The organism is Ensifer aridi, assembly GCF_002078505.1.
Lineage (GTDB): Bacteria > Pseudomonadota > Alphaproteobacteria > Rhizobiales > Rhizobiaceae > Sinorhizobium > Sinorhizobium aridi.
On the sequence record NZ_LUAV01000016.1, the window covers coordinates 131,597 to 153,828 of the forward strand.

The 22,232-nt window shown below is 60.4% G+C and carries 23 protein-coding genes, 1 tRNA gene and 2 pseudogenes; 18 read left to right on the plus strand and 8 right to left on the minus strand.

Annotation, left to right across the window (positions count from 1 at the left end):
- Positions 1 to 179 precede the first annotated feature (179 nt).
- The 3 genes from AYK65_RS15865 to AYK65_RS32410 form a co-directional block, all read right to left on the minus strand.
- Positions 180 to 1,193, minus strand: a complete 1,014-nt coding sequence (locus tag AYK65_RS15865) for a hypothetical protein (protein ID WP_081158958.1) — start codon at positions 1,191 to 1,193, stop codon at positions 180 to 182.
- A 930-nt stretch (positions 1,194 to 2,123) separates the two neighbouring features.
- On the minus strand, positions 2,124 to 3,116 hold the full coding sequence (locus tag AYK65_RS15870) for a site-specific integrase (RefSeq protein WP_081158960.1): 993 nt from the start codon (positions 3,114 to 3,116) through the stop codon (positions 2,124 to 2,126).
- A gap of 58 nt (positions 3,117 to 3,174) precedes the next feature.
- A complete protein-coding gene (locus AYK65_RS32410; protein ID WP_172402003.1) occupies positions 3,175 to 3,345 on the minus strand; it encodes a hypothetical protein in 171 nt (56 codons plus the stop codon).
- Between AYK65_RS32410 and AYK65_RS15875 the strand changes: the two genes are divergently transcribed.
- Complete coding sequence (locus AYK65_RS15875; RefSeq protein ID WP_172402004.1) at positions 3,344 to 4,255, plus strand: helix-turn-helix domain-containing protein; 912 nt, start codon at positions 3,344 to 3,346, stop codon at positions 4,253 to 4,255. The two genes, AYK65_RS32410 and AYK65_RS15875, sit on opposite strands and share 2 nt — an antisense overlap.
- 321 nt (positions 4,256 to 4,576) lie before the next feature.
- A complete protein-coding gene (locus AYK65_RS15880; protein WP_244559985.1) occupies positions 4,577 to 4,744 on the plus strand; it encodes a hypothetical protein in 168 nt (55 codons plus the stop codon).
- Positions 4,745 to 4,994: 250 nt separating this feature from the next.
- Here AYK65_RS15880 and AYK65_RS32980 read toward each other — a convergent pair.
- Positions 4,995 to 5,101: pseudogene (locus AYK65_RS32980) on the minus strand (site-specific integrase); the annotation flags it as partial.
- 123 nt (positions 5,102 to 5,224) lie between these two features.
- Between AYK65_RS32980 and AYK65_RS15885 the strand changes: the two are divergent.
- Together AYK65_RS15885 and AYK65_RS15890 are read left to right on the plus strand one after the other, a co-directional pair.
- On the plus strand, positions 5,225 to 5,725 hold the full coding sequence (locus tag AYK65_RS15885) for an ASCH domain-containing protein (RefSeq protein ID WP_081158965.1): 501 nt from the start codon (positions 5,225 to 5,227) through the stop codon (positions 5,723 to 5,725).
- Entirely contained in the window at positions 5,722 to 6,231 is a 510-nt protein-coding gene (locus AYK65_RS15890) for an AAA family ATPase (protein WP_081158966.1), read from the plus strand. The genes AYK65_RS15885 and AYK65_RS15890 overlap by 4 nt, the downstream gene beginning before the upstream one ends.
- Here AYK65_RS15890 and AYK65_RS33850 read toward each other — a convergent pair.
- The 3 genes from AYK65_RS33850 to AYK65_RS15905 all read right to left on the minus strand — a co-directional run bounded on the left by AYK65_RS33850 (position 6,208) and on the right by AYK65_RS15905 (position 8,305).
- On the minus strand, positions 6,208 to 6,696 hold the full coding sequence (locus AYK65_RS33850; RefSeq protein WP_081158968.1) for a GNAT family N-acetyltransferase: 489 nt from the start codon (positions 6,694 to 6,696) through the stop codon (positions 6,208 to 6,210). The two genes, AYK65_RS15890 and AYK65_RS33850, sit on opposite strands and share 24 nt — an antisense overlap.
- 65 nt (positions 6,697 to 6,761) lie before the next feature.
- Entirely contained in the window at positions 6,762 to 7,913 is a 1,152-nt protein-coding gene (locus AYK65_RS15900) for a hypothetical protein (RefSeq protein ID WP_139793195.1), read from the minus strand.
- Positions 7,914 to 8,215: 302 nt separating this feature from the next.
- A tRNA-Ser gene (locus AYK65_RS15905) sits at positions 8,216 to 8,305 on the minus strand.
- A 301-nt stretch (positions 8,306 to 8,606) separates the two neighbouring features.
- Between AYK65_RS15905 and rplU the strand changes: the two are divergent.
- The 4 genes and pseudogenes from rplU to AYK65_RS15925 form a co-directional block, all read left to right on the plus strand.
- A pseudogene (gene rplU, locus AYK65_RS15910) lies at positions 8,607 to 8,918 on the plus strand (50S ribosomal protein L21); the annotation flags it as partial.
- Positions 8,919 to 9,014: 96 nt separating this feature from the next.
- The gene (gene rpmA, locus AYK65_RS15915) at positions 9,015 to 9,284 is read left to right on the plus strand and encodes a 50S ribosomal protein L27 (protein WP_026615463.1); all 270 of its coding nucleotides are present in this window, start codon (positions 9,015 to 9,017) and stop codon (positions 9,282 to 9,284) included.
- 132 nt (positions 9,285 to 9,416) lie between these two features.
- Positions 9,417 to 10,049 carry a GNAT family N-acetyltransferase gene (locus tag AYK65_RS15920; RefSeq protein ID WP_026615462.1) on the plus strand — a complete coding sequence of 211 codons (633 nt, stop codon included), beginning with the start codon at positions 9,417 to 9,419 and terminating at the stop codon, positions 10,047 to 10,049.
- Positions 10,046 to 10,630 carry a GNAT family N-acetyltransferase gene (locus AYK65_RS15925; RefSeq protein ID WP_026615461.1) on the plus strand — a complete coding sequence of 195 codons (585 nt, stop codon included), beginning with the start codon at positions 10,046 to 10,048 and terminating at the stop codon, positions 10,628 to 10,630. The genes AYK65_RS15920 and AYK65_RS15925 overlap by 4 nt, the downstream gene beginning before the upstream one ends.
- Before the next feature lie 44 nt (positions 10,631 to 10,674).
- On the opposite strand, the gene AYK65_RS15930 is transcribed toward AYK65_RS15925, so the two are convergent.
- Complete coding sequence (locus AYK65_RS15930) at positions 10,675 to 11,535, minus strand: endonuclease/exonuclease/phosphatase family protein (protein ID WP_046120542.1); 861 nt, start codon at positions 11,533 to 11,535, stop codon at positions 10,675 to 10,677.
- 78 nt (positions 11,536 to 11,613) lie between these two features.
- Here AYK65_RS15930 and obgE point away from each other — a divergent pair, with 78 nt between their 5' ends.
- The 10 genes from obgE (at position 11,614) to AYK65_RS15985 (ending at position 22,110) form a co-directional block, all read left to right on the plus strand.
- Entirely contained in the window at positions 11,614 to 12,624 is a 1,011-nt protein-coding gene (gene obgE / locus AYK65_RS15935) for a GTPase ObgE (RefSeq protein WP_026615459.1), read from the plus strand.
- Between the two features lies 1 nt (position 12,625).
- Entirely contained in the window at positions 12,626 to 13,807 is a 1,182-nt protein-coding gene (gene proB, locus AYK65_RS15940) for a glutamate 5-kinase (protein WP_026615458.1), read from the plus strand.
- Complete coding sequence (locus AYK65_RS15945) at positions 13,800 to 15,083, plus strand: glutamate-5-semialdehyde dehydrogenase (RefSeq protein ID WP_026615457.1); 1,284 nt, start codon at positions 13,800 to 13,802, stop codon at positions 15,081 to 15,083. Before proB ends, AYK65_RS15945 begins: the two co-directional genes overlap by 8 nt.
- Positions 15,084 to 15,097: 14 nt before the next feature.
- Positions 15,098 to 15,733: a nicotinate-nucleotide adenylyltransferase gene (locus AYK65_RS15950; RefSeq protein WP_081158971.1), complete on the plus strand. Its 636-nt coding sequence runs from the start codon at positions 15,098 to 15,100 to the stop codon at positions 15,731 to 15,733.
- Between the two features lie 128 nt (positions 15,734 to 15,861).
- A complete protein-coding gene (gene rsfS / locus AYK65_RS15955) occupies positions 15,862 to 16,344 on the plus strand; it encodes a ribosome silencing factor (RefSeq protein WP_420810256.1) in 483 nt (160 codons plus the stop codon).
- Positions 16,345 to 16,517: 173 nt separating this feature from the next.
- The gene (gene rlmH, locus AYK65_RS15960; protein WP_026615455.1) at positions 16,518 to 17,000 is read left to right on the plus strand and encodes a 23S rRNA (pseudouridine(1915)-N(3))-methyltransferase RlmH; all 483 of its coding nucleotides are present in this window, start codon (positions 16,518 to 16,520) and stop codon (positions 16,998 to 17,000) included.
- Between the two features lie 165 nt (positions 17,001 to 17,165).
- Positions 17,166 to 18,599 (plus strand): murein hydrolase activator EnvC family protein, encoded by a 1,434-nt coding sequence (locus tag AYK65_RS15965; protein ID WP_046120543.1) that lies wholly within the window; start codon positions 17,166 to 17,168, stop codon positions 18,597 to 18,599.
- Entirely contained in the window at positions 18,589 to 19,911 is a 1,323-nt protein-coding gene (locus tag AYK65_RS15970) for a S41 family peptidase (RefSeq protein WP_026615453.1), read from the plus strand. The genes AYK65_RS15965 and AYK65_RS15970 overlap by 11 nt, the downstream gene beginning before the upstream one ends.
- Before the next feature lie 324 nt (positions 19,912 to 20,235).
- Positions 20,236 to 21,441 (plus strand): divergent polysaccharide deacetylase family protein, encoded by a 1,206-nt coding sequence (locus AYK65_RS15980; RefSeq protein ID WP_081158974.1) that lies wholly within the window; start codon positions 20,236 to 20,238, stop codon positions 21,439 to 21,441.
- Between the two features lie 141 nt (positions 21,442 to 21,582).
- Complete coding sequence (locus AYK65_RS15985) at positions 21,583 to 22,110, plus strand: RNA pyrophosphohydrolase (protein ID WP_026615451.1); 528 nt, start codon at positions 21,583 to 21,585, stop codon at positions 22,108 to 22,110.
- Positions 22,111 to 22,232 lie beyond the last annotated feature (122 nt).

Here is a 22,232-nt window from a genome sequence, read left to right on the forward strand (position 1 = left end):
GCTTGGTCAGCGCGCCGGTCCGGCGCGCTGCTTATAGTCAGGAAGAAACAGGGGAGCGTAGCGACCGCCCGGAGGCAGGATTTGGCCGAAAAAGTGTAACGCTCGACCAAATATTTATTATATCTAATTAGAATAATAAATACATCTGGCAGACCGTTACACTGCTGCCGTCCGGGCGGTCAATTCGCTTCGGGTGATGACATCAAGTTCGCTGCCTTCTTCTTTGCGCGGCACCGCGCGGTCCTACGCCGCTGCCCTGCCTTGCGCTTCTCGTCCCGCTCGTCCCTCAGCGTAGAGACGCTGCCATGACGCTTGATCATCTCGGCTGACACAGCCTTGCTCATATGCTGGCAATACATATTGAACGAGCATGATGAGCAGCGTGATGCAGCCGGGTCTGAGGTAGCCAGGCCGAAACAGGCGGGCACGAATGCAATCTTCGGAAGAGACACCTTCGGCGTCTCAAGGAGCAGATCGCTTTCCAGTTCAAGGCGAAGTTCGGTCATGATACGCCCACGCTGGTCCTTCGGTGCGAGCTTGATCGCGAGCAGCACGGGGAGGTGCCGCTTCTCAATGCACGGTCCAGTCAGCCGAAATGCCCAAGGCTTGGTGGAGGCACCAAGATGATCCACGAGGTAGGCGCGGAACTCGTCCTGGACCGGCAGGTGCCGGTAGTTCTCGACACGATACTGCGGAAGACCTGCAAACCTATCAACCAACAGGGGCAGCCGGTCGTTCAGAAACTTCTTGATCTCCAGCGGCCAGGCGACGCCAGATTCTGCGGATCCGAAGAGCTGCATGGGCCGAGGCGGATTCTTCCAGCCACCCTTGCGGGCAAAATCGAAACCAAATTCGATAAGCAATTCGTAGGGAAGGCCAAGTTCATCCGCGCGCTGACGAGCATGCCAGAGTTCAGTCAGGGAGCGGCTGGGCTTGTTGAAGATCTTCTGCCCCAGTCCCTGCCGGAGCTCCGCCTCGTCACGATCTCGGTTGAACCGGATGTGTTCCTTGAACCCCTTGCTATACAATTCCGCGAAATGCTTCGTTGCAGCAAGCGGTGACATGAAGCGATAGGCAAACCACTTCTTATCCGCAACCTCGCGTTCACGTTCCAGCAGGCCGGGCATCACCAGGCGCATAGCCTCGATGGTGTCGCCAAGCCTCTGGGCTGACGAGTTGGAGTAAAATGACATAGCTTCTCCTTCGGACGACGGCTGTCGTCCGGTTTGTGTTCATGAAATGTGTGCAAGCACTTGCTGTTCTAGTTGTAGCGGGATCGCGATTGGAGCGCATAAGGTCGTGAGCGAAAGTTCAGACCCGCTTACACGCGATTGACTCGAGGTTTTTCGCTGGCGCGATCCGTGGTGCGAAATGCGTAAGAAGTGCGCTTCATCGCCCACGCTCGCCTACGAGCTTCCCTGTCGATTTCATGGGAGGATTGGACCTCGGGCACTCGCCAGCATGGAAGGCATCCCCATCATAGACGTTGATTTTTCCTAGGACTTCGCTCTCCGGGTCGCCCTCTCCGAGGCTCGGCGTGAGAAAGGCAAAGGAGGCTTCTCGGCACCGGATGGTGGCGAACAGTAGGGCGGCGCGCAGCGAATGATCGCCGGCGATGACGTCAATCCAATCGCAAGTATGACGCTGTCTGGGGCAGCCCGACCCTATTCATACCGGAATGGCGAGGCCGCATCGCTCGAAGATATCTACTACTCCATACCTGGTGACACACTTGGATATGTGTTCGACGCTGAGAATCAAGGGGTTTTGAGAGACCTCGACCGACCAACCTGCCACACCGTAGGCACTTGCACCTTGTGTCCGGCACCGTCTCAAGAACGCCCAGGCTAAGCTTTGGCTCGACACAACCAAAGCGGGCTTGAGAACCTTTACGCGTGGGGCGAAAACGCAGAAATCAAGCGGATCTGTCAAGTTAGCGTAAAGTTAGCGTAAAGGTTCGTCAGGCTTCGGCGTCAATTGACAACGTCTGCACACCCGCGAACGCAACCATCGATAGGTATTTTGCAACGGTTTTCGTCTACAAACCTGACAAACCTTGCGTGCGATCGGGAAAATGTAAAGGTCGCGCAGGGCTGCGCGACGCATCGGAGTTGTAGATTGATCTATCCGAGGCGACCGACAAGATCGTCGGCGCTCAAGTGGGTATAGCGCTTCAACATTCGGAGCTCTTTGTGCCCTGAGATGCTACTTACCTCGATCACGTTGAGCCCGCGCTCGAACAAGCGGCTGACCCCCTCGTGACGTAGATCGTGGAACCCTAGCTCTGTCACCTCAGCCCGGGTGAGAAGACGATACCAAGCTTGCTCTAGCGAACCTGGAGTCATCGGAAACACGCGGGGCTGGTCCGCATCCGCCCGCGTCTTCCACTCCGTCAGCGCGTCGAACGCGCGCTGTGACAGAGGCACTTCTCGTTCGGATCCGTTTTTCGTCATCTTCAACGCGATCACCCGGCGATTGTGCGCGATATCGCACCATTGCAGCCCGAGGATCTCTCCACGGCGCATCCCGGTCTCGATGGCAACAATGATGAGCGTCTTGAAGAACGGAATTTTCCCGCCGGCACATGCGTCGAGCAGGCGCTGCTCTTCATCGCCCTGCAGACGACGCTTGCGCTCGTTACGAATAACTGGACGGCGCACGAGCTTCACGACATTTCGACTCAGCGGCAGTCCCCAGTCGCGCATAGCAACCTCAATGACATGGCTCAGGATCGCGAGCTCGCGCACGGTAGTAGATGGAGCTACGGTTCGGAGGCGCTCGTCGCGGAAGGCTGAAATGTCTTGTGGAGAGAGCCCAACCATCGTTCGATATGCAATACCATGTCGCTTGAGGACGTCGATCCTCTGGATTTCCTGGACGGAACCGCGCTTGGTCGGCGAGACTTCTTGCTTGTAGCGCTCAAGGAGCTCGGCGAGCGTCGTCGACTCGAGGATCCGCGTGTCCGGAGCGGCACCGAAGCGATCGACCTGGGCTTCCAGATCGCGAGCCCACTTCTCGGCTTCCTGCTTCGTGTCGAATGACTTGCAGCGGGGCTTCATCCCACGCCGGCGGACCTGAGCTTGCCAACGTCCTCTGAGCTTCCTGATCGTCGCCATGTGATCTCCAACCGTGTTGTCGATCACGCGTAGGATGCCCCGGGAGGGGTGCCAAGAGCTAAGCCAACAAACGACAATCCCGGAAGACGAAGGTTTTAACGCCTAAGCCCCCTAACGAGGTCGCTTGAGATGCCTCAACCGCATTCAAATATTTTTCTTCCTTCTTGGTTGATTTTTCTTCGTGAATGGTTTCTTCTCTCCAAAGATCGATTGCAGGGAGATTCGCCATGGCAAAGCTTACACCATTCGGCGTCGAGCTTCGAAAGCTACGCCTTGACAGAGACATGCGGCTCTTGGACCTTGCTGTGAAGCTGGACCAGAGCACAGCATTTGTTTCTGCGATTGAGACTGGGCGCAAACAGATCCCGGACGGCTATCTTCACAAGATCTCACAGGCGATGAATTTGTCGGCAGAGGAGATCCGTCGGCTGCGTGGGGCCGCTGAGAAGACCCGCAAAGAAGTCAGGGTCGACAACTTGCGCGGAGAGCAACGCGAGCTAGTCGCAGCATTTGCTCGGAAGCTTGACGACGTTCCTAGTGATCTCATGGAGGCGTTGAAGAAGATCGTCTTGAAGTCGATCGGCGGAGAATCGCCATTCTTTCGAAAACGCCGGGGGATCGTGGTGCCCCCTATGTCAACCGACAAGCTGCGGAGATTTGCGGAAAAGATCCGGGAAGTTTTCGTCTCTGATGACCAGGTCGAGTTTCCTATTATGGAGGTTTTGGAGTTCAAGCTGAACAAGATCCTTCCGGACTTCTTTATAGACGTCGAAACGGCGGCAGTGATGGGCGACGACGAGGGCCGAGTATTGGCCGGCTCGAATTCAATTATCTTCCGGGAAGATGTCTATGAAGGCGCGTGTAGGGGGAACCGGCGCGACCGATTTACCGCGTGCCATGAGTTTGCGCACTTCCTTATGCATCGCGATGTCAAGTTTGCCAGATCGCGGGAGGATGCGGACAAGATTTACACCGATAGCGAATGGCAAGCGGATGAGTTCGCCGGAACTTTGATGCTATCGTCGCGACACGTCCACCTGTTCGCTAACTCTGACGCTGCGGCTGAAGCGTGCAACATGAACCCTGCCGCTGCTCGCGTCATGTGGTCAAAATACGTGAAAGAGGGGAGAATCAAATGAGATGAATTCGGAGGACTTACAGCCGGTAGACCGGGCCAGCAGTCCTCCGAAAAGCACTAGTTCCCATGTGTAAACCACTTCCTGATCTAACGGGGTCTAGCCACCCGGTTATTTCAGCAGTCGCCACAAGGGCGTCAGAGCCGGGGCGCGTGCGCCTCGATTCAAACTGATCCGAAAATGGTTTCGGGTCAGAACAATGACCGCGTAACGGACATCTTTGCAATTCGACCATGATTCATTTTAGGAATCCCGTCAACCGTTATTCGGTCATAGCCTTTCTAGAAAGGAAAGGATATGCACGACCGTAGGGTGACTCCGGACATGGTTCCGATCATCAAACTGGCCCGGATAAAGAAGATCCCATACTCTTGGATCTCGGGCTATTACGCAGGGCTGAACTTCGGCCGAATTGCAGATGTGATGAAGGGACGGATGTTCCCTGAAATTCCCCCTGCAAAACAACTACCTCCAGACTTCCCGGCAAGTTGACCTGAGAGGCGCGATCGTTCCGTGTCTCCTGGGAAGTAACCGATACTTACGGGAAGGAGGTGAATTTAGAATGCCTAAATCAACGAAAATCGGCCGCAGCGCGGTCACCGGTCGCTTTACCAAGGTCTCCACGGCCAAAGCAAAGCCCCGCACGCATACAGTCGAGACTGTGAAGAAGAAGTGACGCTATGCCTCGGGTCGCTGTTCATCGTTAGCAACGACCCGAGGTATTCACTCCCGACGCGGGCGTCCACTTTTCGACCTCCTGCTTCGTGTCGAAGGACTTGCAGCAGGGTTTCATGCCGCGACGGCGCACCTGGCTTGCCAGCTTCCTCTTGGTTTACGGATTGTCGCCATGTGATCTCCACTGGATATTGCAGATCACGCGTAGGATGCCCTCAGAGGGCTGCCAAGGATTAACCGGCGCAATCAACAACGGAGCCTCCTGCAATGCCAACCTAATCAGAGCACCATCGCGCGATGAAAGCGATCCGCTACACAAACTTTTCTGGCACGACTCATGCGATAGGGATAAAACGCACCAGCTACGGTTACAGAGAAGGAACTGCCGCGTTGCTCATGTTCAGCATCAAACCGAGATGGGCAAGACTGATCGCAAGCGGCGAGAAGACCTACGAGCTCCGCCGTAGACCCCCTCCCAAAGAAGCTGTTGGGCAAGTCGCCCTTATCTACAGCACTGCACCGGATTCGAAGGTGACATGTGCTTGCAATGTCGTTGAGATAGTTGCTCAATCGAAAGAAGTGCTATGGGATGAAATTGGGAGTAAGACGGGATGTCTGCGTTCCGAGTATCTGGCTTATTTCGATGGGCTAGAGGTCGCGAGTGCCATACGGCTGAGTTTGATGGAAAACATCTTCCCGGAAATGACGCGTGATGAGTTAGAAAAGAAATACAATTTCAAGCCCCCGCAGTCATGGAGATGGGCGGACTCTTTGAACGAAGCTGTTGTTAAACTATGATTTTCGCTGGCGGCGCATCGGGAACGGGAAAAACTACAGCCCTCGAGCGGTTTGTCGCTCGCCATCCTGATTTTGTGCACCTGCGGGCGAGCTCAATCTTAAGAGACTTCTGGCGACCGACCGAGAAGCCCTCCCCTCCGGAGCTCGAGGAAAATCAGCAGACCCTGCGAAACGCCCTGCTCGCCAAACGTCTCACAAGCAAGACTATACTCGACGGGCATTTGACAATACCCGTCGGCGACCACCTCTTCCAAGTGCCAGCCTCTTTTTTCAAGGACCTTCCCCTCCGCGCATTCGTCTTCATGCAAACGGAGCCTCGGCGTCTCCTGCAGCGAAAGGGCATCGAGGCAACAGCTGATGCTTTAGCAATGATGGAAATGCTGCAGAGATCAGAGCTCCAGCAAATGCGACACGTTGCGGCTGAACGTGGATGTCCAATCGAGGTCGTCAACCCGCAGGAGGAGGACGTGCTCGAAAGAGTGCTATTGCATTATGGCACCATCTAACGGTCCAGGCAGTCTACCATTGAAAACATACTCGCACCTGCCTAACCGGTAGTAATTGACAGCACGCTGCCGCAGCTCAAAACCATTTCTGGTCAACAAGCCCCAGAAATCCAGGATCGCTTCCTCTGGCACGGTCAACATAGGTTTCTCGCATTCTAGCCAGGCGATCGACTCATCGATGAGTCGTTGTCCGACGCCCCGCCTACGTTGGTCGGGACGAACCCACAACGTGCAAATCTTGCGCTCATGCGCCTCCTTCTTGAGGATCGCAAATCCCCGCACAGAATCTAGGTCCCGTTCGATGAGCAGCCGCCTGCTCCCATCCGAGAGGCCAGGAGCAACCTTTGAAGCAAACCAATGCTCAATATCGGGATAAAGCGCGTCGAACCCAGATATAAGGCTCAGACCGTTCGAATCCGGACGGGCTGGCGCTACTGGTGCGCTATCGACGTGATGTAGATGCATGAAGGCTCCCGGGCGAGGCGAATCGCTATAATACACTAGACGACATTAACTAGGTAGAGGACCGCTCACCTACGTCTAGGCCATATTGGCCACTTTTGATAGGTCAGCGCAAGGCCGGTGATTAATGCGATCCACCCTGTTGCGGCGACATATGCCCAACCAGTTGGCGGAAAGAATAATTGCATCCAAGTGAATTCCTGTGCTTTCGGCCTCTCGATCAGGAATGAGAAAGAAGAATGCAAACCACTTCCTAAACTTCCAAAAAAAACTACGAGGAATATATATAGTAGGATATTACCTTTTGACCTACGAAATTTGGCCAAAGTTACAAAATCCCCGACGTCACCCTCTCTCCCATCGCCGCTCTTTCGCCAATGGTAGATAAGCATATTGCGCGCAGAACCGTCGGGGAACTCACCGCCAAGATAGGCGTCCCACTCCGGTTCCATTCGTCTTATTTTCCGGAAGCTCGCATGGGAGGCGACGAGGTCAAAACTGATCTCCCGAACAAGAAAGTAGTGGATGGCGGTTATTTGAGGTGATCGCCAAACTCCCTCTTTTGCTCGTTTCTGAACCGCTTCTGGAATACTCCTCGCTTCATTTATTCGTATCTCAGTAATTTCTGACGTCGTGATCGAACTGAGCAGAAACCCGTCTTCACTACTAACATCCGAACTGAATATCTCCGCAGCCCTATTATTCAGTTTGAAGCGAATACGCATATAATGTTCGCCCGGCGACTGAAGTTTCGAGCAGAAATTCTCGTCGAATATAAGAATTGTCCCCTGACCGGCGGAATCTTGTTGGATGTCGGAGCCTTCATCGATCGGATGAACCGTCAAGAAGTGGTCACCGTTCTTCCGAATGAAGAACGATGGCTGACATTCCTGACCATCTTCCACGTCCAGCACTTCATTGAATACAGCGCTTGCTATTTCTCTTTGTCTAAGGCGATAGCCGAGATCCTCGACGGGACCGTCATCCAACGAGAATGGCACGTATAGCTGCAGCGCCGTTAGATCACGCAACTCATGTATCTGGATTCCAAGGTCGAGATAATTGATGTCCTTTTCGCGAGCTTTATGGCCCGTTCGCCTCCACAGATTGACGTGGAGTTCAAGCGCGGGGCGCTTGTCGATTACCGGCTGCCGCTGTGCTCTTCGATACCAAAGTGCCAGTGCGGGCAATCTGCCTTCATTTTCAGAACGCTCCCTCATTCTCGACGCTCAATCCCCATCCCCAATAGCTGAGGCGCCGACCATGCAGGAAGACAATGCCTACTTCAAGCGGGGGTTCGAGACCGCAGTCTTAGGCGACTCACTCATCACCAGGTTTCAAAGAATAACGCGCAACGGATCCGTAATCAGAAACCAAAGTGAAGCGGCGTGGCGTTGGATCTCCAGCTGGAGATGCGCCGCAAACGTGGCCCTTTCAGGCTGGTGATCGGCGGCATAGACGTCTGCGATGCCAAGCGAGAGACTCGCAGACGAAAAAACATATGCTAGATCAAGACCTTAGATGGCGGAGAGGGGGGGATTCGAACCCCCGATGGGCTTGCACCCATGCCGCATTTCGAGTGCGGTGCATTCAACCACTCTGCCACCTCTCCGCGGGCCGGTTGGCGCTCTCTCGAGCGCGGCCGGTTCATAGCGGCAGTTTCCGCCGCTGGCAAGGGCTCTTTAGAAGAATATCTGCGATATGGTGGCTTTCGCCTTGACAAGCAAGAGCGATTCTCTTAATCCGCGCAATGAGGTGGTGTGGTCCTGCCATGCCGCGCCGGGTACGAGCTTGTGCCCGTTCACTGGCGAAGGTTTAGGGTTTCCGAGGCGCTTCGCTCCACGTAACGACTGATAAAAAGACGGCCTTGTCTCTCGAGGCAAAGAGCCGGACCGAACATGAAAGGATAAAATATGTTCGCAGTCATCAAGACCGGCGGTAAGCAGTACCGCGTGGCGGCCAACGACGTCATCACCATCGAAAAGCTCGAAGGCGTTGCTGGCGACAAGATTGAATTCACCGAGATCCTGATGGTCGGCGCCGGCGCCGATGCCACCATCGGTGCTCCGTTTGTCGAAGGTGCCGTAGTCAGCGCCGAAGTTGTGGACCAGGGCCGCGCCAAGAAGGTCATCGCCTTCAAGAAGCGCCGCCGCCAGAACTCCAAGCGCTCGCGCGGCCATCGCCAGCACCAGACGATCGTCCGCATCCTGGACATCGCTGCCGCAGGCGGCAAGGCGAAGAAGGCTTCGAAGAAGACCGAAGCCGCCGCCGAAGAAGCTGCAAACTGAGTTCCAGGATCGAAGGTTTAAAGGAGAACACCAATGGCACACAAGAAAGCTGGCGGTTCGTCGCGCAACGGTCGCGATTCTGAGTCCAAGCGCCTTGGCGTGAAGAAGTTCGGCGGCGAAGCCGTCGTTGCGGGCAACATCATCGTGCGCCAGCGCGGCACGAAGTGGCATGCCGGCGCCAATGTCGGCCTCGGCAAGGATCATACGATTTTTGCGCTTACGGCGGGCAACGTGGACTTCCGTACGAAGGCCAATGGCCGCGTGTACGTGTCTGTAATGCCGAAAGCGGAAGCAGCGGAATAAGCCGGTAGCGCTCTAAAACAGCCGGCGTCTCATCGACCCGGCTGATGCACCCGCAAGGTTCAAAGGCCAGACTTCAAAAGGGGAGATGGGGCAATACCCAACTCCCCTTTTCGCGTCTCTGGAGGAAGAACCATGCAAACCGAGCTCTTGAGGGAAGACCAATCCCGGTCTCCCGAACAAAGGCTGAGGCCTCAGCGGTCAAGGACCGATTGCCCGATATTGTTATCGCCCCGGCTCGTTTTGCGCGCGCCGCATGAAGACGATATCGACGCCCTTGCCCATCTTGCCAACAACGCCAATATCGCCACCATGGTCTCGCGCATGCCGCACCCCTACACCACGGCGGATGCGGCCGATTTCGTGCGACGTGCAAAAGCCGGCACGATTGGCAAGTGCGTCTACGCGATCACGAAAGCGGACAACGGCGCATTCCTCGGCTGCTGCGGGATCGAGCCGCATGCCGACGGCAAGACGGTCGAGCTCGGCTATTGGCTGGGCGAGCCCTACTGGAACCAGGGCTATGCCACGGAAGCGGCGCAAACCTTGACCGATATGGCCTTCCGCACCCGCGACATCGATCAGATCGATGCGCGCTGCCGGGTCATGAACATGGCCTCGCGCCGCGTCATCCAGAAGTGCGGTTTCCAGTTCCAGGGCTCCGGCATGGTCGGCAGCCTGGCGCTCGGCGGCATGGTTGCCGTCGAGTGGTACCGGCTCGACCGCAAGACCTGGGTATCGCTGAGAAGCTGGGGAGGTGTCCGATGAACGCGCTCGTTTCCGAACGCTCGCGCCTCGTTGCCCGTCCCGATCCCGGCCCCTCTCCGGTGATCGAGACGGAGCGGCTGAGACTCCGCCCTCATCGGCTCTCCGATGCGCCAGCGATCGCCGAATCGCTCAGCGACTTTCAGGTCGCGCGCATGCTTGCGCGCGTCCCCGCTCCCTATGACCAGCAGGATGCGCTCGACTGGCTCAACCGCCAGACCGCCAATGTCCTACCGGACTGGACGCTGGCGATCACCGCGGGCGACGATGTCCATATCGGCTGCATCGGCATCGAGCTCCGGCACGGTCGATGGCATGTCGGCTATTGGCTGAACCGGTTCTACTGGGGCAAGGGCCTGGCGAGCGAGGCGGTTTATGCCGCCGTCGAGCGCTTCTTTCGCCGCATGCCGGAGGTGACGCTCCATTCGGGCGTCTTTGCCGACAATCCGGCTTCGCTGCGGCTGCAGGAGAAGCTCGGCTTCAAGGTGACCGGCTGCAGCCAGATCTATGCGCTCGCCCGCAACGCCATGGTGGCACATATCGAGACGCGGCTTGCGGCCGAGGGGCTGCGCCGGCCGGCGTGAACAATCCGAACCCCGCCGGCTCCTCTCCGGCGGGGTTTTCATGTTCAATGAAGCTCGAAGCCGACGGGGAGATGGTCCGATCCCGTCGCTTCGTAATCGGTCCAGGCGTCCTTCAGGCGCGTGATAAGGCCGGCGCTGAGAAAGCAATAATCGAGATGCATGCGCCTTTGCGGGTCGTCCGGATGGATCCAGCTATAGCTTTGCGGAGTCAGCCGACCCAGATGGGCAAGTGCGTCGACCGGATTGCCGACGCGGAGCGAACGTCCGTAAAATGCGTCGGCAGTCCCCGTCATCGCGTTGTATTCCGGCGATTCCGGCTCCATGTTGAAATCGCCCATCACCACGAATTCTTCGGGATGCGGCGGCTCGGCAAAGCCGAAATCGGCGGCTCCGGAAATCGCCCCGCCCTCGAGCGGATAGTTGATGAGGCGCTCTTTCAGGAACTCGATCTGGGAGATCCGCTCGGTGGGCGACACATGGTCGAGGTGTACGGAATAGACGCGCAGCGGGCCCGTGGGCGTGGCGATCAAGGCTTCCGTCGCGCCGCGCTGCAAATTCATCGGGCTCACGGTGCGCGTGCGCGGCAGCATGATCAGCCGCGCACACAGAATCGGCCAGCGCGACAGGATCATGTTGCCGAACTGAAAGCGGCGGTTGATGGCACGGCCGTTCTCGATCGATGAGCCGGCATCGAGGTCGCATGGCGCATGGAAAACGGAGAAATAGCCGGGAAGCAGCTCTTCGAAGGTCCGAACAAGATCGACATTGCCGTTGCGGTGGAAGTTGCGGGTCACTTCCTGCAGGGCGATGATATCGGCGTTGCGAAGGCAAGCGGCGATGCGCTCGGGATCGAAACGCCCGTCGAGACCGATGCCGTATTGGATATTGTAGCTCGTGAAGCGCACGATAGTCTTTGACCTCCAAGATAACCGCCTATATCGATGGCGGCAAATTAGCCGATACAGAAAACAGATGGCAGCCACATGAAATTTCTCGACGAAGCAAAGGTCTATATCCGGTCCGGGGATGGCGGCGCGGGCGCCGTTTCCTTCCGGCGCGAGAAGTTCATCGAGTTCGGCGGTCCGGACGGCGGCGACGGCGGTCGCGGCGGCGATGTCTGGGTGGAGGCCGTCAACGGCCTCAACACCCTCATCGACTTTCGCTACCAGCAGCACTTCAAGGCAAAGACCGGCACGCACGGCATGGGCCGCAACCGCACCGGCGCCAAGGGCGCCGACGTGACGCTGAAGGTGCCGGTCGGCACGCAGATCTTCGAGGAAGACAATGAGACGCTGATTGTTGACATGGTGGAGGAAGGCCAGCGCTATCGTCTCGCCGCCGGCGGCAATGGCGGCTTCGGCAATGCCCATTTCAAATCCTCCACCAACCAGGCGCCAAACTGGGCTAATCCCGGCCTCGAAGGCGAGGAGAAGACCATCTGGCTGCGGCTGAAGCTGATCGCCGATGCCGGTCTCGTCGGCCTGCCGAATGCCGGCAAGTCGACCTTTCTCGCCGCCTGCACCCGCGCCCGGCCGAAGATCGCCAATTATCCGTTCACGACGCTGCACCCCAATCTCGGCGTCGCCACAGTCGACGAACAGGAATTCATCATCGCCGACATTCCGGGCTTGATCGAAGGCGCCCATGAAGGCATCGGCATCGGCGACCGTTTTCTCGGCCATGTCGAGCGCACGCGCGTGCTGCTACACCTCGTCTCCGCGCAGGAGGAGGATGTCGCCAAGGCCTATACGACGGTGCGGCACGAGCTCGATGCCTATGGCGGCGGCCTTGAAGAGAAGCCGCAGATCGTGGCGCTGTCGCAGATCGACGTGCTCGACGATGAGGAGCTGAAGGCCAAATCGAAGGCCCTCGCCAAGGCCTGCGGCACGCCGCCGCTCTTGCTCTCGGCCGTCACCAACAGGGGCATGACGGAAGCGCTGCGGGCGCTGCGTGGCGTCATTGTCGCCGCCAAATCCGGCGAGGAGAACGCGTGAGATGACGAAGACCCGCAAAGCGATCGAGAAATACCGCCGGGTCGTCATCAAGATCGGATCGGCGCTGCTCGTCGACCGCAAGACGGGGCTGAAGAAGGCCTGGCTCGACGCCTTGTGCGCCGATATCGCCGCCCTCAAGGCGAAAGGCGCGGAAGTGCTCGTCGTCTCTTCTGGCGCGATTGCGCTCGGCCGCACGGTGCTCGACCTGCCGGCGGGCGCGCTGAAGCTCGAGGAGAGCCAGGCCGCTGCCGCCGTCGGCCAGATCGCGCTTGCGCGCGCCTGGTCGGAGAGCCTCTCGACCCATGCCATCGTCGCCGGCCAGATCCTGCTCACGCTCGGCGATACCGAGGAGCGCCGCCGCTATCTCAACGCCCGCGCGACGATCGGCCAGCTCTTGAAGCTCGGCTCCGTGCCGATCATCAACGAGAACGACACGGTCGCGACGACCGAGATCCGCTACGGCGACAACGACCGGCTGGCGGCCCGGGTCGCGACGATGGTCGGTGCCGATCTGCTCGTCCTGCTTTCCGATATCGACGGGCTCTATACCGCACCGCCGCATCTCGACCCCGAGGCGCGCTTCCTAGAGACGATCGCGGAGATCACGCCCGAGATCGAGGCGATGGCGGGCGGGGCGGCCTCCGAGCTCTCGCGCGGCGGCATGCGAACGAAGATCGATGCCGGCAAGATCGCCACCACGGCCGGCTGCGCCATGATCATCGCCTCCGGCAAGCCGGACCATCCCCTGGCGGCGATCGAAGCGGGCGCCCGCTCGTCGTGGTTTGCGCCTGCCGGCTCGCCGGTAACCGCGCGCAAGACCTGGATCGCCGGACAGCTTCTTCCCGCCGGCTCGGTGGCAATCGACGCCGGCGCGGAAGCGGCGCTGCGCTCCGGCAAGAGCCTGCTCCCGGCCGGTGTCAGGCAGGTCACGGGAACTTTCAGCCGCGGCGACACGATCGCCATCTTGGGCAACACCGGTCGCGAGATCGCCCGTGGGCTTGCCGGCTACGACGCCGACGAGGCGCGCCAGATCGCCGGCAAGAAATCGGCCGAGATCGGCGCGATCCTCGGCTATGCCGGCCGCGCTGCCATGGTGCACCGCGACGACATGGTGATGACCGCCCCGGCTGCCGCGCGGGCCGAGGAGGAACGAGATGAAAGAGAGGGCAAGCTCCATGCTTGACACGGTCGACAACGGAGAGGACGTCAACGCGATCATGCTGGAGATCGGCCGGCGTGCGAAAGCGGCCGCCCGACCGCTTGCGATTGCCAGCGCCGAGCGCAAGCATGCGGCACTCATCGCCATGGCGGATGCGATCCTCGCGAGGAGCGACGAGATCCTCGCCGCCAATGCGGTCGATCTCGAAAACGCCCACGAGTCGGGTGTCGCAAAAGCCTTCATCGACCGGCTGACGCTGACGGCAAGCCGCATCCGCGACATGGCCGACGGCATTCGCGCGATTGCCGAATTCAAGGATCCGGTCGGCGAAGTGATCGCCGAATGGGACCGCCCCAACGGTCTGCATATCGAGCGCGTGCGCACGCCCCTCGGCGTCATCGGCGTGATCTATGAAAGCCGGCCGAATGTCACGGCCGATGCCGGCGCGCTCTGCCTCAAGGCCGGCAATGCGGTCATCCTGCGCGGCGGTTCCGACAGCTTCCACTCTTCGCGCGCGATCCACGCCTGTCTCGTCGAAGGTCTGAAGGCCGCAGGGCTTCCGGAAGAGGCGATCCAGATGGTGCCGGTCGCCGACCGTGCCGCCGTCGGCGCCATGCTCACCGGCCTCAACGGCGCGATCGACGTGATCGTGCCGCGCGGCGGAAAGAGCCTCGTCGCCCGCGTGCAGAACGAGGCGCGGGTGCCGGTCTTCGCGCATCTGGAAGGCCTCTGTCACATCTATGTCGACGCTTCGGCCGACCTCGATATGGCAAGGAAGATCGTCGTCAACGCCAAGATGCGCCGCACGGGAATCTGCGGTGCCGCCGAAACGCTGCTGATCGACCGCAATGCCGCAGGTAACTTCGCAAAGCCGCTGCTTCAGGCGCTCCTCGATGCCGGCTGTGAAGTGCGCGTATCGGAGGAGCTGAAGGACCTCTTGCCCGGCCTGAAGGCGGCGAGTGACGAGGACTGGGCGACGGAATACCTGGATGCGATCATTTCGGCGAAACTCGTCGACGGCATCTCCGGCGCCATCGGGCACATCAACACCTGGTCTTCCGCCCACACGGAGGCGGTAATCGCCGAGGACCCGGCGATCGTCGAGCGCTTCTTCTCCGAGATCGATTCCGCGATCCTTCTGCACAATGCCTCGACCCAGTTCGCCGATGGCGGCGAATTCGGCATGGGCGGCGAGATCGGCATTGCCACCGGCAAGATGCATGCGCGCGGGCCAGTCGGCGTAGAGCAGCTCACGTCCTTCAAATATCGCGTGCGCGGCACGGGACAGGTGCGGCCCTGACGACACCCGGCGAAGTGAACCCGCGCTATCTGCGCATGCCTTATGTCGAGGGCGGCATGGCGGTCGGTCTGTTCGGCGGCTCCTTCAATCCGCCGCATGACGGCCATGTGCTCGTCGCCGAGACGGCGCTGCGCCGGCTCGGGCTCGACCAGCTCTGGTGGATGGTGACGCCGGGCAACCCGCTAAAGGACCGCAACAATCTCGCGCCGCTTGCAGAGCGCATCGCGTGGAGCGAGAAGATCGCGCGGAATCCTCGCATCAAGGTCACCGCCTTCGAGCAGAAGCTCGGGCAGAGCTACACGGCCCGCACGCTCGAGATCGTGCGGGCGCTGAACCGCGACGTACGCTTCGTCTGGGTCATGGGGGCGGATAATCTCAAGAACTTCCACCGCTGGCAGAACTGGCGCAAGATCGTCGGCACCTTTCCGATCGCCGTCGTCGATCGGCCGGGCTCGACGCTTGCCTATCTTTCGTCGCGCATGGCGAGAACCTTCGGCCACGCGCGCGTCGACGAAGACGATGCGGGAACGCTGGCCTTTCGCCACGCACCGGCCTGGACCTTCATCCACGGGCCGCGCTCGCCCCTGAGCTCGACGGCGCTGCGCTCTACAGCGCCGCGCGTCTCGTCAGACGCGCAAAGCTCGCTGTAGCTTTTGAATTGCTGCATGTTCATATCCATAAATCGGCTTCGATTTAAGAGAATACGCAGCCGCCAAATCGGGGTGATTTCCCATGATTCAATTCTCGTGTCTTGAAACCGTATAGGTTTGGTGCCTACATTTACGGACGGTTCGACCTGAAGCTCGAATCGAAAGTGCTTGTTCTGTTCATTTGGAAAGGAAAAACCCTGACAACAGCACACGCCAAGGGATATGCGATCTCCGCATTCCCGCGCCGCGCGGAAGCAAGCGACGAAGCCGCTGTCCGTGCGCTTCAACTGGTCCTCGAAAGCCTAGAGGACTCAAAGGCAGAAAATATCGTTACCATCGACATTGCCGGAAAATCGGCCCTGGGAGACTTCATGGTCGTCGTCTCCGGGCGGTCGAACAGGCATGTGATGGCTATTGCCGACCACCTGATAACGGACCTGAAGGACGACGGCTTCGGCAACGCCCGCGTCGAAGGTCTCGAGGGTGGTGACTGGGTGCTGATCGACACCGGCGATGTGATCGTTCACATCTTCCGGCCGGAAATCCGCGAGTTCTACAACATCGAAAAGATGTGGGCGGCTCCGGAGATCGAGGACGGCACCCTGCACTGAGACACGCCGCCCGATCCTGACCCATCGTCTCGGGACGGAGCGACGGCCAGTGCCGAACTTGAAATGCGGCTGTCATCGCCGATGAGCGGTGGCAGGCACAGCGGCGCGCGTTGACCAGAAAGTCGCTGCCACACTTTTAAGTTCTGCATCTTTTGTTGGGGACAGATCGGGTCATGCGTATCGGACTTTTCGCAGTCGGCCGCCTGAAGGCGGGGCCGGAAAAGGATCTCGCGGGCCGCTATCTCGACCGTTTCGCAAAGGCCGGGCCGGCCGTCGGCCTCGAACTCGCGCGCGTCGTGGAAGTGAATGAGAGCCGTGCCGCCAACGCCGGAACACGCAAACGCGAGGAGGCCGCCCAGCTTGAAAAGGCGCTCGCCGACGGCAGCCTGCTCGTGCTCCTCGACGAACGCGGCAAGGCGCTCGATTCGGAGGCCTTCGCCAGCCTCCTCGGCACGTTCCGAGACAGCGGCAAACGCGACCTGATGATCGCGATCGGCGGCGCCGACGGCCTCGACTCGGCGCTCCATTCGCGCGCCGACGCCGTGCTGTGTCTCGGCAAAATGACCTGGCCGCACCAGCTCGTGCGCATTCTCATCGCCGAACAGCTTTACCGCGCGGTGACCATCCTTTCGGGCCATCCTTATCATCGAGCGTGAACGACTTTGAGTGGCCTCCCCTCATCCGGCCTGCATTCCGCCTGCTCCGCCCACCAAGGAGCAGCGCCGCTCCACCGCCCCTCTCGCAGCAATAACGAGAATATGTATTGGTGCGCCCAACCAAATCAGATTAGGGTTTCCTAACTTTTTGACGCACGAGACTGGATGAGACCTCAAAGAAATAGAGCCGATTTGGTGCCGGGGGCGCGCTGGGCGCGGCGGATCGGCCGCGGCACTGCGATCGCGGCGGTGTTCCTGTCCATGATCGGTCCGGCGACAGCTCAGGACACGACTGTCGGCGCTCCTGCCGATACGAATACCGTGGAGCAGGGCCCGCCCGATCCGACCGCCGATCTGAAGCTGCGGCGCGACAGCACGGCAAGCGAGCTCGAGGCTCTGTCGAAGACGATCTCGCTTTCGCGCGAGCGCGCCCAGTCTCTCGAACAGACGATCGCCGAGATCGACAAGAGCAACGAGGCATTGCGTGCGGCGCTCGTCGAATCGGCCAAGAAGCGGCAGGAGCTGGATCGCCAGATTGCCGATGGCGAAAGGAAGCTCGGCGATCTGCGCGTGAAGGAAGACGTGGTGCGGCGTTCGCTTCGCGGTCGGCGCGGCGTGCTTGCCGAAGTGCTTGCCGCCTTGCAGCGGATGGGCCGCAACCCGCCGCCGGCGGTCCTGGTGACGCCGGAGGACGCGCTTGCCTCCGTCCGCAGCGCCATTCTGCTCGGCGCCGTCGTTCCGGAAATACGCGAACAAACCGAAAGTCTGGTCGCCGACCTGAAGGCGCTCGCCAACATCCGAAGCGGTATCGCGACCCAGCGCGAGGAGCTGACGGCGGCGATGACGGCCAGTCTCGAGGAAGAACGGCGCATGTCGATGCTCGTTGCCGAAAAGGAAAAGCTGCGGCAGCAGAATGCGACCGAATTGGCGGCCGAACAGCGCAAGGCTGAGGAGCTTGCCTTGCAGGCCACCAATCTCGAGGGCCTGATCGCCTCGCTCGAAACCGAGATCTCCTCGGTGCGCGAAGCGGCCGCGGCCGCGCGCGCCGAGGAAGAGGAGCGCCGCCGGATGAACGAAGCCGAGCGCGAGGCGGCGCGCGAGCTCGCCAAGAGCGCCGTGCCCGACAAAAACCGCATTGCGCCTGCATATGTCTTTTCGGAATTGCGGGAGAGGCTCAGCTATCCCGCCGCGGGGTGGCTTGTACGTCGTTTCGGCGACGCGGACGGCACCGGGCACTCGCTGCAGGGGATCATGCTCGAAACCAATGCAGGCGCGCTGGTGACCACGCCGGCGGATGGGTGGGTGGTCTATGCCGGCAGCTTCCGCAGCTACGGGCAGATGATCATTCTCAATCCCGGCGACGGCTATCACATCGTGCTCGCCGGAATGGAAAGCGTCAGCGTGCGCCCAGGGCAATTCGTCGTGGCCGGCGAGCCGGTTGCGACCATGGGTGCAAAAAGAGTGGCGAGTGCGGCGGCCTTGACGCTGGAAACGGACCGGCCGACACTTTACATTGAGTTCCGGAAAGACGGGAAACCGGTTGATTCCCGACCGTGGTGGACCGCAGCAGAGGTTGGAAAGGCGCGAAATGATACGTAGAGCTTCACTTGTTCTGGTCGGGGCGCTGATGGGGGCGACGGCGATGGGCGTCGTCTATTCGGCAACCATCCCGGCCGTGGCGGCCAATTCGTCGACATACCGGGAACTGGCGATCTTCGGCGACGTGTTTGAACGCGTCCGCGCGCAATACGTGACGCCGCCGCAGGACGACAAGCTGATCGAGAATGCCATCAACGGCATGCTCTCGTCCCTTGATCCCCATTCGAGCTACATGAACTCGGCCGACGCCGAGGACATGCGCACGCAGACGCGCGGCGAGTTCGGTGGCCTCGGAATCGAGGTGACGATGGAAGAGGATCTCGTCAAGGTGACGAGCCCGATCGACGATACGCCCGCCGCACGCGCCGGCGTGCTTGCCGGCGACTTCATTTCCAAGATAGATGGCCAGGACGTGCGCGGCCTGAAACTCGAGGAAGCGGTCGACAAGATGCGCGGTGCCGTCGGCACGCCGATCAAGCTGACGATCCTGCGTAAGGGTGCCGACAAGCCGATCGAGCTGACGATCGTGCGCGACGTGATCGCCGTCCGCGCTGTCAAGGTCCGCACCGAGGGCGATGTCGGCTATCTCAGGGTAATCTCCTTCACCGAAAAGACCTTCGACGACCTGAAGAAGGGCATCGAAAAGATCAAGGCGGAAGTGCCGGCGGACAAGCTCAAGGGCTATGTCCTCGACCTGCGCCTCAATCCGGGCGGCCTGCTCGATCAGGCGATCAATGTCTCCGACGCCTTCCTGGAGCGCGGCGAGGTCGTCTCGACCCGCGGCCGCAACCCGGACGAAACCCGCCGCTTCAACGCGACGCCCGGCGACCTTGCCGACGGCAAGCCGGTTATCGTCCTCGTCAACGGCGGCTCGGCATCGGCATCGGAGATCGTCGCGGGTGCCCTTCAGGATCTGAAGCGCGCGACCGTGCTCGGCACACGCTCCTTCGGTAAGGGATCCGTCCAGACGATCATCCCGCTCGGCGATGCCGGCGCGCTGCGCCTGACGACGGCGCTCTATTACACGCCGTCCGGCAAGTCGATACAGGGCACCGGCATCACACCGGACGTCAAGGTCGAGCAGCCGCTGCCGCCGGAACTCCTGGGCAAGGTGGAGGCGCAGGGCGAATCCGATCTGCGCGGCCACATCAAGGGCCAGAACGAGGACGGCGAGGGCTCCGGATCGGTCGCCTACGTGCCGCCGGAAGCAAAGGACGACATCCAGCTCAACTATGCGCTGGACCTCTTGCGCGGCAAGAAGACGGATCCGGCCTTCCCCGCCAATCCGGAACAGGCCGAGCTCAAGAAATAAGGGCCGACCGAGGACTGACAAAAGGCGCCGGGCTGTTCAACCCGGCGCCTTTCTATTATGCATCGGCGATACAGCCGGATATGCGATGATTCTCCCGCGAAGGTGGCTTTTGCCGGACATGATCGGGAAGAAGTGCACGGATTTCCTGTCGCTGGTCTTTCGAATCGGCCGCGTGACCGACGGGCGATTCAGGCCTGATCTGCAGCGCCGTGCGTCTTTTCAGACGCACAAAGGACGCTGGAGCACTTTGAATTGCTGCATGTTTTTGTCATTAAATCCGGTATGATTTAAGGAAACATGCCGTAAGCTCGACCGAGGCTCCGTTTGGGAACTGATCTCAATGCCCCGCTTGGCCAGAACCGGAAGGAGAAGCCGGCGCGCAAGCGCGATCTCGGACGCGTCCTTCGCTATTCGGGATTGAGCCTAGGGACGCTCGCCGTCATCGGACTTTCCGCGTGGAGCTCCCTTTCTCCCGACGGCTTGACGCGAAGGCCTGCGACGCCGGCAGCGACGGAAGCGACCGCTGTCGCCAATGAGAAACCGGCCGCAAGGAAGCCTGACAGCGAGAGAGTCACCGGGGCGCTCGGCCGCAGCGGCGCGCTCGCCGGCGCCCACGTTGAGAAGGTGCTGACCGATGACGGCGCGACGGTGACGAAATACACGCCGCGGTCGCGCGAAAGCGACGGCCCGGCGCTGACCAATGTCGGGCAACGCGGCCAGGACCCGCGCATGGCGGCGCTTCCGAACGAGGATTTGCTGGAGGACGGCCCCGAGGGCCGCCTGCCGATCATCGGCCCGGGCGGCTTACGACCTATGGACCAGTATGCGCGCCCCTGGTCCGGCGCGCGCGGCACCCGCATCGCGATCGTCGTCGGCGGGCTCGGCCTCAGCCAGACGGGAACGCAGCGCGCCATCCGCGACCTGCCGCCGGAAGTGACGCTCGCCTTTGCCGCGGCCGGCAACAGCCTGCAGCGCTGGATGCAGGATGCGAGGCGCGACGGGCACGAGATCCTGCTGCAGGTGCCGATGGAGCCCTTCGACTTTCCGGATAACGACCCGGGGCCGCATGCTCTCAGCGTTTCCTCGAGCGCCAAGAAGAACCTCGCGGAACTGCACCGGAGCATGGGCCAGATCACCAACTACACCGGGATCATGAACTATCTCGGCGGGCGGTTTCTCTCCGACGCGGATGCGCTGGAGCCCGTGATGCGCGATCTCGGCAAGCGTGGCCTCCTGTTCCTCGACGACGGCACGTCGGCTCAGTCGCTCTCCGGAACGCTTGCCAGCGCCTTCGACGTGCCGCACGGCTTTGCCGATCTCGTCCTCGACGGCGAACTCAGCCGGAGCGCCATCCTGCGCAGGCTCGACGAACTGGAGCGCATCGCGCGGCGTAACGGCACGGCGATCGGCGTCGCTTCCGCCTTCGAAGAAAGCGTCGCGGCAATCGGCGAGTGGATGGAGGAGGCCCAAGGCCGCGGCATCGAATTCGTCGGCGCGGCCGCGCTCGTCAAGGATCCGCAACAAAATTGAGTTACTGCATGTTTCCTTAATCGTATCCGATTTAAGGATAAAAACATGCAGCACTTCAAAATGTTACAGCGACCTTTGCGCGTCTGATAAGACGCGCGGCGCTGTAATCGAGGTCGCGGACACAGCTAAGGAAAAGTGGATATGGGTAAGGACAAAGGCAGGATCGTGAAGGCGGAGGACTTACCCTATCGGCAGTGCGTCGGCGTCATGGTCCTCAATCATGAGGGCCTCGTCTGGGCAGGGCACCGGCTTGCCGTCGGCAATTCGGAATATGACGGCTCGCCGCAGCTCTGGCAGATGCCGCAAGGCGGCATCGACGACGGCGAGGACCCGCTGAAAGCTGCCTATCGCGAGCTTTACGAGGAGACCGGCATTCGCTCGGTTTCGCTCATCGCCGAGGCGCCGGACTGGATCAATTACGACCTGCCGCCGCACCTGATCGGCATCGGCCTCAAGGGCAAATATCGCGGCCAGACGCAGCGCTGGTATGCCTTCCGCTTCGAAGGGGACGAAAGCGAGATCGCCATCAACCCGCCGCCCGGCGGCCACGATCCGGAATTCGACGCCTGGGAGTGGAAGCCGATGCACGAGCTGCCTGGATTGATCGTGCCCTTCAAGCGCAAGGCCTATGAGCAGGTCGTCGCAGCCTTTTCCCACCTGGTGCGCTGAGTGGTTAAAGAGGAAAGCTTGCGGGCATCTCGGCCCACCCACATGCGCGCCCCTCACCCTCTCTGTCATCGATGAAAAAAGAGCGCCGCGCTCCAGAGCGCGGCGCTCGCAATCGAAGAGAC